Annotated in this window: 19 protein-coding genes; 16 read left to right on the top strand and 3 right to left on the bottom strand. The window is 70.5% G+C overall.

All coding sequences use genetic code 11. From position 1 onward, the window contains the following. Positions 1-83 precede the first annotated feature (83 nt). From FPZ22_RS03410 to FPZ22_RS03365, 10 genes are all read left to right on the top strand, one after another. The gene (locus tag FPZ22_RS03410; protein WP_210412699.1) at positions 84-590 is read left to right on the top strand and encodes a globin; all 507 of its coding nucleotides are present in this window, start codon (positions 84-86) and stop codon (positions 588-590) included. A 149-nt stretch (positions 591-739) separates the two neighbouring features. Continuing rightward, positions 740-2404, top strand: coding sequence for a CTP synthase (locus tag FPZ22_RS03405; protein WP_144890345.1), 1665 nt, complete (start codon positions 740-742; stop codon positions 2402-2404). Beyond that, a complete protein-coding gene (locus FPZ22_RS03400) occupies positions 2401-2580 on the top strand; it encodes a hypothetical protein (RefSeq protein ID WP_144890343.1) in 180 nt (59 codons plus the stop codon). The genes FPZ22_RS03405 and FPZ22_RS03400 overlap by 4 nt, the downstream gene beginning before the upstream one ends. Further along, positions 2577-3410, top strand: coding sequence for a 3-deoxy-8-phosphooctulonate synthase (gene kdsA, locus FPZ22_RS03395; protein ID WP_144890340.1), 834 nt, complete (start codon positions 2577-2579; stop codon positions 3408-3410). The genes FPZ22_RS03400 and kdsA overlap by 4 nt, the downstream gene beginning before the upstream one ends. A gap of 195 nt (positions 3411-3605) precedes the next feature. Then, on the top strand, positions 3606-4892 hold the full coding sequence (gene eno / locus FPZ22_RS03390; protein WP_144890337.1) for a phosphopyruvate hydratase: 1287 nt from the start codon (positions 3606-3608) through the stop codon (positions 4890-4892). Positions 4893-4902: 10 nt separating this feature from the next. Further along, positions 4903-5235, top strand: a complete 333-nt coding sequence (gene ftsB, locus FPZ22_RS03385; protein ID WP_144890334.1) for a cell division protein FtsB — start codon at positions 4903-4905, stop codon at positions 5233-5235. Then, positions 5232-5933 carry a 2-C-methyl-D-erythritol 4-phosphate cytidylyltransferase gene (gene ispD / locus FPZ22_RS03380; protein WP_144890332.1) on the top strand — a complete coding sequence of 234 codons (702 nt, stop codon included), beginning with the start codon at positions 5232-5234 and terminating at the stop codon, positions 5931-5933. The genes ftsB and ispD overlap by 4 nt, the downstream gene beginning before the upstream one ends. After that, a complete protein-coding gene (ispF, locus tag FPZ22_RS03375; protein WP_144890329.1) occupies positions 5930-6409 on the top strand; it encodes a 2-C-methyl-D-erythritol 2,4-cyclodiphosphate synthase in 480 nt (159 codons plus the stop codon). Before ispD ends, ispF begins: the two co-directional genes overlap by 4 nt. Before the next feature lie 62 nt (positions 6410-6471). Further along, the gene (gene truD / locus FPZ22_RS03370) at positions 6472-7512 is read left to right on the top strand and encodes a tRNA pseudouridine(13) synthase TruD (protein WP_144893891.1); all 1041 of its coding nucleotides are present in this window, start codon (positions 6472-6474) and stop codon (positions 7510-7512) included. 108 nt (positions 7513-7620) lie between these two features. Continuing rightward, positions 7621-7869 (top strand): hypothetical protein, encoded by a 249-nt coding sequence (locus FPZ22_RS03365; protein ID WP_144890326.1) that lies wholly within the window; start codon positions 7621-7623, stop codon positions 7867-7869. 1 nt (position 7870) lies between these two features. Here FPZ22_RS03365 and FPZ22_RS03360 read toward each other — a convergent pair whose 3' ends face one another. Then, on the bottom strand, positions 7871-8419 hold the full coding sequence (locus tag FPZ22_RS03360; protein ID WP_144890325.1) for a Smr/MutS family protein: 549 nt from the start codon (positions 8417-8419) through the stop codon (positions 7871-7873). Between the two features lie 55 nt (positions 8420-8474). Here FPZ22_RS03360 and surE point away from each other — a divergent pair, with 55 nt between their 5' ends. The 4 genes from surE to FPZ22_RS03340 are packed head-to-tail and all read left to right on the top strand — an operon-like array spanning position 8475 to position 11430. Continuing rightward, a complete protein-coding gene (surE, locus tag FPZ22_RS03355) occupies positions 8475-9260 on the top strand; it encodes a 5'/3'-nucleotidase SurE (RefSeq protein ID WP_144890323.1) in 786 nt (261 codons plus the stop codon). Next, the gene (locus FPZ22_RS03350) at positions 9257-9940 is read left to right on the top strand and encodes a protein-L-isoaspartate(D-aspartate) O-methyltransferase (RefSeq protein WP_144890320.1); all 684 of its coding nucleotides are present in this window, start codon (positions 9257-9259) and stop codon (positions 9938-9940) included. The genes surE and FPZ22_RS03350 overlap by 4 nt, the downstream gene beginning before the upstream one ends. A gap of 14 nt (positions 9941-9954) precedes the next feature. Beyond that, positions 9955-10596 carry an exopolysaccharide biosynthesis protein gene (locus FPZ22_RS03345; RefSeq protein WP_246120919.1) on the top strand — a complete coding sequence of 214 codons (642 nt, stop codon included), beginning with the start codon at positions 9955-9957 and terminating at the stop codon, positions 10594-10596. Between the two features lie 36 nt (positions 10597-10632). Then, entirely contained in the window at positions 10633-11430 is a 798-nt protein-coding gene (locus tag FPZ22_RS03340; RefSeq protein WP_144890314.1) for a peptidoglycan DD-metalloendopeptidase family protein, read from the top strand. 42 nt (positions 11431-11472) lie between these two features. Here the strand turns inward: FPZ22_RS03340 and FPZ22_RS03335 are convergent, their stop codons facing one another. Together FPZ22_RS03335 and yhbY are read right to left on the bottom strand one after the other, a co-directional pair. Beyond that, the gene (locus FPZ22_RS03335) at positions 11473-11850 is read right to left on the bottom strand and encodes an Mth938-like domain-containing protein (RefSeq protein ID WP_144890311.1); all 378 of its coding nucleotides are present in this window, start codon (positions 11848-11850) and stop codon (positions 11473-11475) included. Between the two features lie 18 nt (positions 11851-11868). After that, entirely contained in the window at positions 11869-12174 is a 306-nt protein-coding gene (gene yhbY, locus FPZ22_RS03330) for a ribosome assembly RNA-binding protein YhbY (RefSeq protein ID WP_144890309.1), read from the bottom strand. Positions 12175-12243: 69 nt separating this feature from the next. On the opposite strand from yhbY, the gene rlmE reads away from it, so the two are divergent. Together rlmE and ftsH are read left to right on the top strand one after the other, a co-directional pair. After that, positions 12244-12876, top strand: coding sequence for a 23S rRNA (uridine(2552)-2'-O)-methyltransferase RlmE (rlmE, locus tag FPZ22_RS03325; RefSeq protein ID WP_144890306.1), 633 nt, complete (start codon positions 12244-12246; stop codon positions 12874-12876). Between the two features lie 30 nt (positions 12877-12906). Next, the gene (gene ftsH / locus FPZ22_RS03320) at positions 12907-14826 is read left to right on the top strand and encodes an ATP-dependent zinc metalloprotease FtsH (RefSeq protein WP_144890304.1); all 1920 of its coding nucleotides are present in this window, start codon (positions 12907-12909) and stop codon (positions 14824-14826) included. Position 14827 lies beyond the last annotated feature (1 nt).

Below are 14827 nucleotides of genomic sequence, written 5' to 3'. Positions count from 1 at the left end.
TCAAGGCGGATGTTGACCGGAATCAAGCCCCGCCCCGCGCGGACCGCCGAAGATCGAAGCCCCGACTTCCGGAGAGCGCCCCCGTGGACACCGCAGTGACCGACCCCTACGCCGACCTGCACCAGAGCTACGGGCGCTGCCTGCGCGACAAGGAGTTCATCGGTCGCTTCTACGACGTGTTCCTGGCCAGCAACCCCGAGGTGCCGGCGATGTTCGCCCACACCGACTTCAGCAAGCAGCGCCTCGCCCTGCGCCGCGGCATCACCATGGCGATCTTCCACGCCGGGGGCAGCAGGGTGGTGGACCGGGGGATCAACGAGATGGCCGCGGTCCATGCCAGTGGCGGCCGCTGCCCGGTGCCCGCGGCGCTGTACAAGGACTGGGTCGCGAGCCTGCTCAAGGTGGTGGAGGAGGCCGATCCCGAAGCCGACGAGGCGCTGATGGCGCGCTGGCGCGAGGCCCTGGGGGTGGTCGTGGGGACCTTCCAGGGCCGCGACGCCGCGCAGGCCACGCCGGAATCCCCCGCCCAGGCGGGTGCCCGTGGCCTGTTCTCGCGGGTGATGCAGGGGCTGCGGCCGGTGTCACGCTGAGCCCTTCGCGGCTGTAGCCGCTCCTACAGGGCGGTTTGTGGGAGCGGCTACAGCCGCGATCGGACTCGGGGCGGCCCGGGCGGCGATGTCAAGGTCGCCCCTGCAACCACCAGCCGCTAGACTATGGCTTTCCTGCGGCAGCACGATCCATGACTCCCCTGATCTTCGTCACCGGCGGCGTGGTGTCCTCGCTAGGCAAGGGCATTTCGGCGGCGTCGCTCGCGGCCATCCTCGAAGCCCGCGGCCTGCGGGTGACGATGATGAAGCTCGACCCCTACATCAACGTCGACCCGGGCACCATGAGCCCGTTCCAGCACGGCGAGGTCTACGTCACCGACGACGGTGCCGAGACCGACCTCGACCTCGGCCACTACGAGCGCTTCGTCAACGTGCGCCTGTCGGGGAAGAACTCGATCACCACCGGCAAGATCTACGAGAGCGTGATCCGCAAGGAGCGCCGCGGCGACTACCTGGGCGCCACGGTGCAGGTGATCCCGCACATCACCGACGAGATCAAGCGCTGCATCGACACCGCCACCCAGGGCTTCGACGTGGCCCTGGTGGAGATCGGCGGCACCGTGGGCGACATCGAGTCGCTGCCCTTCCTGGAGGCGATCCGCCAGATCCGCACCGAGCGGGGGCCGGAGAAGGCCCTGTTCATGCACCTGACGCTGGTGCCGTACATCGCCGCTGCCGGCGAACTCAAGACCAAGCCGACCCAGCATTCGGTCAAGGAACTGCGCTCGATCGGCATCCAGCCCGACGTGCTGCTGTGCCGCAGCGAGCAGCCGCTGCCCGACAGCGAGCGCCGCAAGATCGCCCTGTTCACCAACGTCTCCGAGAAGGCGGTGATCTCGGTCGTCGACCTGGACAACATCTACAAGATCCCGGCCTGGCAGCACAGCCAGGGCCTGGACGCCTTCGTCCTCGAGCGCCTGCGCCTGGCCGACCGGGCCGCGCCCGAGGCCGACCTGTCCGAATGGGAGGCCGTGGTGGACGCCACCGAGCATCCCATCGACGAGGTCACGATCGCGGTCGTCGGCAAGTACGTCGACCACAAGGACGCCTACAAATCGGTGGCCGAGGCCCTGCGCCACGGCGGCATCCGCCAGCGCACGCGCGTGCACCTGAAGTGGGTGGAGTCGCAGGACGTCGAGCGCGACGGCGCCGCGGCCACGCTGGCCGGCGTCGATGGCGTGCTGGTGCCGGGGGGCTTCGGCGACCGCGGCTTCGAAGGCAAGGTGCTGACCTCGAAGCACGCGCGCGAGACCGGCCTGCCGTACTTCGGCATCTGCTATGGCATGCAGGCGGCGGTGGTCGACGTCGCCCGCAACCTGGCCGGCCTGGAGGGTGCCAACAGCACCGAGAACGACCGCCAGACCCCGCATCCGGTGATCGGCCTGATCACCGAGTGGCGCACCAAGGCAGGCGAAGTCGAGCGCCGCGGCGAGGACAGCGACCTCGGGGGCACCATGCGCCTGGGACTGCAGGAGCAGCGCCTGAAGCCGGGCACGAAGGCCCGCGAGCTGTACGGCAGGGACGTGGTCGCCGAGCGCCATCGCCACCGCTACGAGTTCAACAACCGCTACCGCACCCAGCTCGAGGACGCCGGCCTGGTGATCAGCGCCAAGTCGATGGACGACCTGCTGGTGGAGATGGTGGAGCTGGCCGACCATCCCTGGTTCATCGCGTGCCAGGCGCATCCGGAATTCCTGTCCACTCCGCGCAACGGCCATCCGCTGTTCGTCGGCTTCGTCCGCGCCGCGCGCGAGCGCAAGGCCGGCGGCAAGCTGCTGAAGGAGGCGACGGCGTGAAGAGCCTTGCCACGGATCTGCGCGGATGTGCACGGATTTGCACGGATAGAACAGGGCTGGAATGGTTTGCGGCACCTTCGGCCGCACCTGCTCTTTCCATTGCACCCGCGTTTGCCCTATCCGCGCAAATTCGTTTTGATCCGCGTAAATCCGTGGCAAAAAAGGCTTTTTCATGAACCTCTGTGGCTTTGAAATCGGGTTGGACCAGCCGTTTTTCCTGATCGCCGGGCCCTGCGTGGTCGAGAGCGAGCAATTGCAGCTCGATGTCGCCGGCCAGCTGAAGGAAATCACTTCGGCGCTGGGTATCAACTTCATCTTCAAGTCGAGCTTCGACAAGGCCAACCGCACCTCCGGCACCGCCTTCCGCGGCCCGGGCATGGAGGAGGGCCTGCGCGTGCTGGGCGAGGTGAAGCGCCAGATCGGCGTGCCGGTGCTCACCGACGTGCACGAGTACACGCCGATGGACGAGGTCGCATCGGTGGTGGACGTGCTGCAGACGCCCGCATTCCTGGTGCGCCAGACCGACTTCATCCGCAAGGTGTGCTCGGCCGGCAAGCCGGTGAACATCAAGAAGGGCCAGTTCCTCTCGCCCTGGGACATGAAGCCCGTGGTCGAGAAGGCGAAGTCGACCGGCAACCCGCAGATCATGGTCTGCGAGCGTGGCGCCAGCTTCGGCTACAACAACCTGGTCAGCGACATGCGTTCGCTGGCAGTGATGCGCGACACCGGCTGCCCCGTGGTCTTCGACGCCACCCATTCGGTGCAGCTGCCCGGCGGGCAGGGCACGTCCAGCGGGGGGCAGCGCGAATTCGTGCCGGTGCTGGCGCGCGCCGCGATCGCCGTGGGCGTCTCCGGCGTGTTCATGGAAACCCACCCGGACCCGGCGAAGGCGCTCAGCGACGGCCCCAACGCATGGCCGCTGCCGAAGATGCGCGCGCTGCTCGAGACCCTGCTCGAACTCGATGCGGTGACCAAGCGTTCGGGCTTCCTCGAGAACGACCTTTAGAGGCGGTACCACGGATGACACGGATCACGCGGATTCGCGCGGATAGAACAGATACAGGTGAACAAGCGCCGCATCAGGCCGCCACGACCCACTCATGCATCTGCTCTATCCGTGCAGACCCGCGCTCGTTCGCGTAGATCCGTGGCAGAAAATGCTCTTCCCGCAGTCCCACCCACGAAGCGACAAAGCGAGACCATGACCAATATCTCCAGCATCCATGCCCGTGAAATCCTCGACAGCCGGGGCAATCCCACGCTCGAGGCCGAGGTGACCCTCGTCGACGGCGCGTTCGGCCGGGCCATGGTGCCCTCGGGGGCCTCGACCGGGACCCGCGAGGCGGTGGAGCTGCGTGACGGCGACAAGACCCGCTACCTGGGCAAGGGCGTGACCCGCGCGGTGGCCCACGTCAACGGCGCGATCGCCGAGGCGCTGAAGGGCTTCGACGCCGCCGACCAGGCCGGCCTGGACAGGCGCCTCATCGACCTCGACGGCACCGACAACAAGGGCCGCCTGGGCGCGAATGCGCTGCTGGGCGTTTCGATGGCGGCGGCGCACGCGATGGCGGCCTCGCGCCGGATCCCGCTCTGGCAGCTGCTGGCCGGCGATCGCGCGCCGGTCCTGCCGGTGCCGATGATGAACATCATCAACGGCGGCGCCCACGCCGACAACAACGTCGACCTGCAGGAATTCATGATCCTGCCGGTGGGCTTCGAATCCTTCTCCGAGAGCCTGCGCGCGGGCACCGAGATCTTCCACGCGCTGAAGTCGGTGTTGAAGGGTCACGGCCTGTCGACGGCGGTCGGCGACGAGGGTGGCTTCGCGCCTGACCTGCGCAGCAACGTCGAGGCGCTCGACACCATCCTCGAGGCGATCGGCAAGGCCGGCTACCGCGCCGGCGACGATATCCTGCTCGGCCTCGACGTCGCGTCCAGCGAGTTCCACGACAACGGCAAGTACCACCTCGTCGGCGAGGGCAGGCGCCTGACGGCCGAACAGTTCACCGATTTCCTCGCCTCGTGGTGCGACCAGTACCCCATCGTGACCATCGAGGATGGTATGGCCGAGGCCGACTGGGACGGCTGGAAGCTGCTGACGCAGCGCCTGGGCGACCGCGTGCAGCTGGTGGGCGACGATCTGTTCGTGACCAATCCGGCGATCTTCCGCCAGGGCATCGACAGCGGCACCGCCAACGCCATCCTGATCAAGGTCAACCAGATCGGCACCCTGACCGAGACGCTGGAGGCCATCGCCATGGCCGATGCCGCCGGCTACGCCGCGGTGGTCTCGCACCGTTCGGGCGAGACCGAGGACACCACCATCGCGGACATCGCCGTGGCGACCACGGCCACCCAGATCAAGACCGGTTCGCTGTGCCGCAGCGACCGCGTGGCGAAGTACAACCAGCTGCTGCGCATCGAGGAATCGCTGGGCGCGAAGGCGCGCTTCGCCGGCCGCGACGCCTTCGTTTCGCTGAAGCGCTGACGGACGGGGCATGCGCACGCTGCGGATCGTGCTGGTGGTGCTGGTCGCGCTGCTGGCGTGGCTGCAGTACCGGCTGTGGTTCGGCAGCGGCGGCAACGGCGAGGTGGCCGCGCTCCAGGCACAGGTCGAGCAGCAGGCGCGGCAGAACGAGGGCCTGCGCGAACGCAACGCGGCGCTCGCCGCCGAGGTCGCCGACCTCAAGTCCGGCGAGGCCGCGATCGAGGAGCGCGCGCGGGCCGAGCTCGGCATGATCCGGCCGGGCGAGACCTTCTACCGCGTGGTCGAGCGTGCGCCGCAGGCGGCGCCCGGCGAGGCCCGCGGGAACGATGGAGTGGAGCGATGACCTGGGCCGTGGTTCCCGCCGCCGGGCGCGGCGCGCGCTTTGGCGGCGACGTGCCGAAGCAGTATCTCGAGGTGGCGGGCGAGCCCCTGGTCGTGCACAGCCTGCGCGCGCTGTTCGCGCATCCGGGCGTGAAGGGTGCGGTCGTCGTACTCGCGCCGGACGACGCGCGCTGGCGGGGCTGGAGCGACGGCAGCGGCCGTCCGGTCATCACCTGCACCGGCGGCGACACCCGTGCCCGGTCGGTGCTTGCCGGCCTGGCCGCGCTGCCCGACGAGGTGCGCGCCGACGGCTTCGTCCTGGTGCACGACGCGGCGCGCCCCAACCTCCGCAAGGCCGACCTGGCGGCGCTGCTGGAGCGCGGCCGCGAGGACCCGGTCGGAGCGATCCTGGCCACGCCCGTGCGCGACACCCTCAAGCGCGCCGGGGACGACGGCGGCATCGACGGCACCGAGCCCCGCGAGCGCCTGTGGCGCGCGCTGACGCCGCAGCTGTTCCGCCGCCTGCAGCTCGGGCGCGCGCTGGAGGCCGCCGCGGCGGACGCCATCGAGGTCACCGACGAGGCCATGGCCATGGAGCGCCAGGGCCTGCGCCCGCTGCTGGTCGAGGGCGCCGCCGACAACATCAAGGTGACCACGCCGGCCGACCTGGCGTACTTCGAGTTCCTGCTCGCGCGCCGGACGATGGAGGAAGGCGAATGAACATCCGCATCGGCCAGGGCTACGACGTCCACGCCTTTGGCGACGGCGACCACGTGATGCTCGGCGGCGTGCGCGTGCCGCACGACCGCGGCCTGGTCGCGCACAGCGACGGGGACGTGATCCTGCACGCACTCTGCGACGCGATCCTCGGCGCGCTGGCGCTGGGCGACATCGGCGTGCATTTCCCGCCTTCGGACGCGCGCTGGAAGGGCGCCGACAGCCGAGTGCTGCTGCGCCACTGCGCTGCCTTGGCCGCGGAGCGCGGCTGGAAGGTGGGCAATGCCGATGCGACCGTGGTCTGCGAGCGGCCGAAGGTCGGCCCGCACGCCCTGGCGATGCGCGAGGCGATCGCCGCCGACCTCGGCGTGGCGCTGGACGCGATCAGCGTCAAGGCCACCACCAGCGAACGCCTCGGCTTCATCGGCCGCGAGGAGGGCATCGCCGCGCAGGCGGTCTGCCTGCTCGTGACGGCGTGAACGCCGGTCCGGGCGATACCCGCGGCCCGGCCGGGGCCGGGAAGGAAGGAAACGCGGCCGACCTGCCGCGCGCCCACGGTGCGCCGGTGCTGCGCGCCCGGATCCGGACCACGCCCGAGGATTTCGATGTCACCGAGATCGACGGCTTCGCCGCCAGCGGCGCCGGCGAGCACCTGCTGCTGACGATCGAGAAGCGCGGCATGAACACCGCCTTCGTCGCCCGCCTGCTGGCGGACTGGGCAGGCGTGGACGAGCGTGCGATCGGCTACGCGGGGCTCAAGGACCGCCATGCCGTCACCCGCCAGCGCTTCAGCCTGCAACTGCCCGGGCGCGAGGCGCCCGACATCGCCGCGCTCGAGCGCGACGACCCGGCCACCGGCCAGTCGCTGCGCGTGCTCGGGCAGGCCAGGCACGCCCGCAAGCTGCCGCGCGGCGCACTCGCCGGCAACCGGTTCGTGCTGGTGCTGCGCGGGGTCGAAGGCGATGCCGCGGCGATCGACGCGCGCCTGCGGGCCATCGCCGAGCGCGGGGTGCCGAACGGGTTCGGCGCACAGCGTTTCGGTCACGGCGGCGGAAACGTCGACAGGGCGCGGCGCATGTTCGCCGGGCTGCGCGTGCGCCGCGACGAGCGCGCCCTGCTGCTGTCGGCCGCCCGGTCCGCCCTGTTCAACCGGGTGCTCGCCGCGCGGGTGGCGGACGGCAGCTGGGACCGCGGCCTGGAGGGCGAGGCGTGGATGCTCGACGGCAGCCGCAGCGTCTTCGGTCCGGAACCCTGGAGCGTGGCGCTCGCGGCGCGGCTCGCGGCCTTCGACATCCATCCCACCGCGCCGCTGTGGGGCCGCGGCGATCCGCGCAGCGACGGCGAGGCGAGGGCGCTGGAACTGGCGGCGCTCGCGGATGCGGACAGCCTGGCGCTTCGCGCCGGCCTGGAGGCCGCGGGCCTGAGGCAGGAGCGGCGCGCGACCCGTCTCCGACCGGAGGGACTGGCCTGGCGGTGGCTGGCGGACGATGTCCTCGCGCTGGATTTCTCGCTGCCGGCAGGAGCCTACGCGACCGCCGTGCTGGCGGAGCTCGGCGAGGTCGCCGATCGCCAGCCGGACTGAGCGGCCCGCCCGTCGGAAAATGCCGGGCGGGCACTGGAAAGGGTTCATCCGCGGGTATAGATGTGGTGTGCGCCGGTGGCGCCGGCGCGCATCCGAGGGAGGTGACCCATGAAAGCGATGTCCAGAGTGGTCCTGTCGGCGATCCCCGCGATGGTCCTCGCCGGCTGCGCGAGCAGCGGGGGCATGGCGTCCGCCGCACCGCAGCCGTACCAGGCACCCGACGAGGTGACGACCGACACGGCCTACGTGGCGGCGGTCGAGCACGTGGCGCGCCGTCGAGGCGTGCGCGTGCACTGGCTCAATCCGCCTCTGAAGCGCCTTGCTGTCGGCCCGCCCGACGAGCCGGACGTCCAGTAGCTCAGCGCCGCGCCAGCAGGACCAGCACCGCGCCGGTCCCTCCCTGGGCCGGCGGCGCGGAGTGGAACGCCAGTACGTCCGCACGCTGGCGAAGGATCCGGTCGACCACGTTTTTCAGCACCGGCAGGCTGTCGGTGGAATTGATTCCCTTGCCATGCACGACGCGCACACAGCCGTGGCCTGCGTCGAGCGCCCCGGCCAGGAAGCGGCGCAGGAGTGTTTCCGCCGCCGCGGCATCCGCATGGTGCAGGTCGAGCTCGTCCTGGGCCGCATACAGCCCCTGTGACAGCCGCTTGAGCATGCGCGGCGGAACCTGGTCCCGCCGGTAGGCAAGCACGTCGCCGCGACCGATGGCGAAGGCCTCGCCGCGGCCCAGTCGGAAGTCTTCGCGTGCCTGCGCCTCGTCGCGTTCGGCCATGCGCGCCCGCGGTCGCGGCGCCGGACGCCGTGGAGGCTCGGGTGCGGACGGCAGCTCGCGCACCGGACCGACGGCGGCGCGGAACAGTGCCGCATCGTCGTCGTCGTCGCGTTTTCCATCTGTACCCGACATGGTGGAAGCCTAGCGCGGCGGGCCGCCGCCGTCGCCTTCCGTTATCATGAACGCAATGAAAATCCTCGTTAGCAACGACGACGGCGTCGACGCCCCCGGCATCCGCGCGCTCGCCGAAGGCCTGCGTACCGCCGGCCATGAGGTGATCGTCGTCGCGCCGGATCGCGACCGCTCCGGTGCCAGCAATTCGCTCACCCTCGACCTGCCGCTGCAGGCCGTGCAGATGGACGCGACCACCTGGCGCGTGCATGGCACGCCGACCGACTGCGTCCACGTCGCAATCACCGGCATGCTCGAGGGCGAGCCGGACATCGTGGTCTCGGGCATCAACAACACCGCCAACCTCGGCGACGACGTGATCTATTCCGGCACCGTCGCCGCGGCGATGGAAGGCCGCTTCCTCGGCCTGCCCGCGGTGGCGGTGTCGCTGGCCACCCGCGACCACGTCGGCCTGCACTACGGGACCGCCGCGCGCGCCGCGGTCGAGATCGTGGCCCGGCTGCGCGCGGATCCGCTGCCCGCGGACACCATTCTCAACGTCAACGTGCCCGACATCCCGTGGGCCGAAGTCGAGGGCTTCGAGGTCACGCGCCTGGGCAACCGGCACCGCGCCGAAGCCTGCGTCCCGGCACAGGATCCGCGCGGACGCCACTTCTGGTGGATCGGCGCCTCCGGCCCGGAGCAGGACTCCGGCCCCGGCACCGATTTCCACGCCATCCGCACCCGGCACATTTCGATCACGCCCATCCAGGTCGATCTGACGCGCTACCAGGCCCTGGACCAGGTCGCTGCATGGGTCGGTGGCCTGGAGGAGGCCCTTCGCAACGGGGCGACGGCATGACGCCGCGGATCCGCCTCCAGCCCGAAGCCCTGGGCGTGGGCATGACCTCGCAGCGCGTCCGCGACCGGCTGATCGAGCGCCTGCGCGGCAACGGCATCGCCGACGAACGCGTGCTCAACGCCATCCGCACCGTGCCGCGGCACCTGTTCGTCGACGAGGCCCTGGCCACCCGCGCCTACGAGGACACCGCGCTGCCGATCGGCCACGGTCAGACCATCTCCCAGCCGTGGGTGGTGGCGAAGATGACCGAGGCGCTGTTCGACGGCGGCGCGCAGCCGCGGCGCGTGCTCGAGGTCGGCACCGGCTCCGGCTACCAGGCCGCGATCCTCGCCGCCCTCGGCCTGGAGGTCTATACCGTGGAACGCATCGGCGACCTGCTGCGGATCGCACGCAAGCGCTTCCGCTCACTGGGCCTCAACGTGCGCAGCAAGCATGACGACGGCCGCGTGGGCTGGCCGGAAGAAGCACCGTTCGACGGCATCCTGGTGACCGCCGGCGCGCCGGCCCTGGTCGATGCGCTGACCGCGCAGCTCGCTCCGGGCGGCACCCTCGTCGCACCGGTGGGCGCAGGCGGCGGACAGTCGCTGCTGCGCCTGCGCAAGGACGTCGAGGGCCGGATCACCCAGGACACGCTGGCCAGCGTCGCGTTCGTGCCGCTCCTGTCCGGACTGGTCGACTGAGCATGCCGGCACCATTGCCCCCTTCGGGTCCCGCCGGCGAGGTCTCCCTGCGGGTCCAGCTGGAGGCGGTGATCGCGCGGCTGCCCAGCGGCTCGATGAGCCTGGGCGAGCTGCTCGGCGTGATCGGCGACGAGGGCCTGCTGGTGCTCTCGATCCTGCTGACCCTGGTGTTCCTCATCCCGGTGTCGATCCCGGGGGTGAGCACGGTGTTCGGTGCGGCGATCCTGCTGGTCGGCATCAGCCGGCTGTCCGGTCGGCCGCTGTGGCTGCCGCGGCGACTGGCCCGGCGTCCGCTGCCGGCCGACCGCCTCCGCCCCGCCCTCGTCAGCGGCATGTCCTGGGTGCGCCGGCTCGAGCGCGTGAGCCGCCCGCACCGCCTGGCCCTGCTGGTGGACGGTCGCGCGCAGGGGGTGTTCAACAATCTCGCTTTCATCCTCGCCGCGCTGCTGCTGATGGCGCCGTTCGGATTCGTCCCGTTCAGCAACACGCTGCCGGGGATCGCACTGCTGCTCTACGCTGTGGGCTTCATCCAGCGCGACGGCGGCGCGGTGCTGCTGGGCCATCTGGCCACGATCGGCACGATGCTGTATTTCAGCGTGCTGATCGGCGGTGGCGGACTGGCCGTGCAGCAGCTCTGGCAGCGGTTCGCCGGCTGAGCCACCCGTCCGCAGTCCATGGAGGTCTTTCCGCGCATGCCCCCGATCCGTCGCCTCGCCCGCATCGCCCTGGTTCCCGCCGTCGCCGCGATGCTGGTGCTCGCCGGCTGCGGCACGAGCAAGGTCTACCGCGAAAGCGGCAGCGCGCGCACGTCCACGCCGAGGCCGGGACAGACGGTCACGGTGCGCCGGGGCGACACCCTCTACCGGCTGGCGATGAGCAATGGCATCAGCCCGCTGGACCTGGCGGTGTGGAACGGCATCCAGCCGCCCTACACCATCTATCCGGGCCAGACGCTGCGGCTGCATCCCTCGTCCGCGGCCGCGCGTCGCTCCGGGGCGACCGCGGGCCGCAGCGCAACGGCCGCCGGCGCCGCCCGGGCGTCCACCGACAGCAGCGGCCGCACGGTGCAGCCCACGAAGACGCCGCCGAAGCCCACGGGTCCGGCGCCGGTCCAGAGCGCGGTGCCATGGCGCTGGCCCGCCGACGGGCTGCTGGTCAGCCGCTATGCCGAGGACGATCCCACCCGCCAGGGCATCGGCCTGGCCGGCAGCGCCGGGCAGCCGGTGCGGGCGGCCGGCGATGGTGTGATCGTGTATTCCGGCTCCGGCCTGGTCGGCTACGGCGAGCTGGTCATCATCAAGCACGACGAGCAGTGGCTGTCCGCCTACGGCCACAACCGCAGTCGCATGGTGTCCGAAGGCGAACGCGTCCGCGCCGGCCAGCAGATCGCCGAGATGGGCCGGACGGGCGCGGACCGCGACATGCTGCACTTCGAGATCCGCTACAACGGCAAGCCGGTCGATCCGATGCGCTACCTGCCGCAGCGCTGAGCGCAGGCACCCGCCGCGCCATGCTTGCGCGGCAGCGGGAATTCAGTCGCCGGCGAGGATGAAGCCCGCCACCACGCGCCGGCCCTCGCTGGCGAGCACGTTGAAGGTGCGGGCCGCGGCGGCGTTGGTCATGGCCTCGAGGCCGATCCCCCGCGTCAGGCAGGCCGCCATGGCCTGCGGCGGCGGGAAGCCCTGCGCTTCGCCCGTGCCCAGCAGCACCAGCTCCGGGTCCAGGGCAAGCAGGGGCTCCAGCTGGGCCGGCGTGATCGCGGTGGCCGGGCCGACTTCCCAGGCCTCCACCAGGCGATCCGGCGCGATGATGAAGCTCGCCCTCAGACGACGATCGTTCACCAGCGCCGAGCGGCCATCGGCGCCGCGCAGCACATAGTCGTAGTCGGGGCGTTCGTGGACGAGGTCCAAGGTGTTTCCTCCTGCGCCTCAGGCCCGCGGCAGGACGATCTGGCGCTTCTCGCGGTTGGGGCGGTAGAGCACGGCGACATGGCCGATGCGCTGCACCAGCGCGGCGCCGCTGCGCGCCGCCAGCGCGCCGATCAGGGCCTCGCGCTCGACGCGGTCGGCCGCGGCCACCTTCACCTTGATCAGCTCGTGGTGTTCCAGCGCACCGTCGACCTCGGCGACCAGGGCGTCGGTGATGCCCTTGCCGCCGACCTGGAGCATCGCCTTGAGCCCATGGGCCTGTCCGCGCAGGAAGCGGTTCTGGGCGGGGGTGAGCTCGACGATCATCGGGGCTGCAGTCAGGGTCCGTAGGGATGTGCAGGGTATCATGGCGTCCCGCACCCGCCGCGCTCCGCGATGGCCACCCGCAGTAAAAGCAGCCATCGTTGGCTCCAGGAACACTTCGCCGACCCCTTCGTGAAGAAGGCGCAGGCCGAAGGCATGCGCTCGCGGGCGGCGTACAAGCTCCAGGAGCTGGTGGCCCGCGATCGCCTGCTCAGGCCGGGCATGACCGTGGTGGATCTCGGCGCGGCCCCCGGGGGCTGGTCGCAGTGGGTCCGCCAGGAGCTGGGCGACAGCGGCCGGGTGGTCGCGATGGACATCCTGGACATGCCGCCGCTGGCCGGCGTCGAGTTCCTCCATGGCGATTTCCGGGACGATGCGGTGCTGTCGGCGCTTGAATCGATGCTCGACGGTGCGCCGGTGGACCTTGTCTTGTCCGACATGGCCCCCAACAAGAGTGGTGTGAATGCCGTCGACCAGCCCCGGGCCATGTACCTGGCCGAGCTTGCGATGGACTTCGCCGACCGGCACCTGCGTCCGGGCGGCGCCTTCCTGATCAAGCTGTTCCACGGGACGGGTTTCGACGATTACGTGCGCGAACTGCGCCGGCGGTACGCGAAGGTCGCGATCCGCAAGCCGGCGGCGTCGCGCCAGCGCTCGCCGGAAGTCTATGCCCTGGCGCAGGGCAGGCTGGCGACAATCAAGTAATCTTGCGGCCTCGCCGCGGAGCAGAGTGGAATGAACGACCTGGTCAAGAATCTGATGCTGTGGGTGGTGGTCGCCGTCGTGCTGATGGTGGTCTTCAACAGCTTCAGCCCCACGGTGCCCGGCAGCCAGGAGGTCATGTACTCGCAGTTCATGACCGACGTGCGCAACGACCGCATCAAGTCGGTGGACATCGCCAGCGACGAGCGCTCGGTCAAGTTCCAGCGCAAGGACGGCAGCACCGGCATCACCACCGCGCCGCGCCGCGACGAGCGCATGGTCGACGACCTGATGAACCACAGCGTGGAGATCAAGCAGGCGCCGCCGGAGTCGGGCGTCACCCTGTGGTCGCTGCTGCTCAACTTCCTGCCGGTGCTGCTGATCATCGGCTTCTGGTTCTTCATGATGCGGCAGATGCAGCAGGGCGGCAGCAAGGGCGCGATGTCCTTCGGTCGTTCGCGCGCGAAGCTGCTGGGCGACGACCAGGTCAAGATCACCTTCGCCGACGTCGCCGGCTGCGACGAGGCCAAGGAGGAGGTCGGCGAACTGGTCGAATTCCTGCGCGATCCCTCGCGCTTCCAGAAGCTGGGCGGAAAGATCCCGCGCGGCGTGCTGATGGTCGGCCCGCCGGGCACCGGCAAGACCCTGCTGGCCAAGGCGATCGCCGGCGAGGCCAAGGTGCCGTTCTTCTCGATCTCGGGCTCCGACTTCGTCGAGATGTTCGTCGGCGTCGGCGCCAGCCGCGTGCGCGACATGTTCGAGCAGGCGAAGAAGCATGCGCCGTGCATCATCTTCATCGACGAGATCGACGCCGTCGGCCGCCATCGCGGCGCCGGCCTGGGCGGCGGCCATGACGAGCGCGAGCAGACCCTCAACCAGCTGCTGGTCGAGATGGACGGCTTCGAGGGCGGCGAGGGCGTGATCGTGATCGCCGCGACCAACCGTCCCGACGTGCTGGATCCCGCGCTGCTGCGTCCGGGCCGCTTCGACCGCCAGGTCGTGGTGGGCCTGCCCGACGTCAAGGGCCGCGAGCAGATCCTCAAGGTGCACATGCGCAAGGTGCCGCTGGCCGACGACGTCGAGCCGATGGTCGTGGCGCGCGGCACGCCGGGCTTCTCCGGCGCGGACCTGGCCAACCTCGTCAACGAGGCGGCGCTGTTCGCCGCGCGCGAGAACGCCAAGGACGTGCGCATGGAGCACTTCGACAAGGCCCGCGACAAGATCCTGATGGGCGCCGAGCGCCGCTCGATGGCCATGAGCGAGGACGAGAAGACCCTCACCGCCTACCACGAGGCCGGCCACGCCATCGTCGGCCGCCTGGTGCCCGAGCACGACCCCGTCTACAAGGTCACCATCATCCCGCGCGGCCGCGCCCTGGGCGTGACCATGTACCTGCCGGAAGGCGACCGCTACTCGATGAACCGGGTCGCGCTGGAGTCGCAGCTGTGCTCTCTGTACGGCGGCCGCGTCGCCGAAGAGCTGATCTTCGGCGAGGACAAGGTCACCACCGGAGCCTCCAACGACATCGAGCGCGCGACCAAGATCGCCCGCAACATGGCCACCAAGTGGGGACTGTCCGACGAGCTCGGCCCGATCGCCTACGGGGAGGAGGAGGACGAGGTGTTCCTGGGCCGCTCGGTGACCCAGCACAAGAACGTCTCCGACGACACCGCCCGGCGCATCGACGAAGTGGTGCGCGGCATCCTCGACCGTGCCTATGCACGCACCTCGCAGATCCTGACCGACAACATCGACAAGCTGCACGCGATGGCGAAGCTGCTGCTGGAGTACGAGACCATCGACGTGCCGCAGATCGACGCGATCATGGAAGGCCGCGAGGCGCCGGCGCCGATGGGCTGGAACAAGCCGTCCTCCAAGGGGGACGACGAGGGCGAGGGCGGCGGCAAGCGGCCGCTGCCCCCGATCAGCGGGGATCCGGCGCCGCAGGCCTGAT

The sequence above is a fragment of the Luteimonas granuli genome (assembly GCF_007795095.1).
Taxonomy (GTDB): Bacteria; Pseudomonadota; Gammaproteobacteria; order Xanthomonadales; family Xanthomonadaceae; genus Luteimonas; species Luteimonas granuli.
The sequence above is the reverse complement of the archived record's forward strand: the minus strand, read 5'-3'. Positions and strand labels throughout refer to the sequence as shown.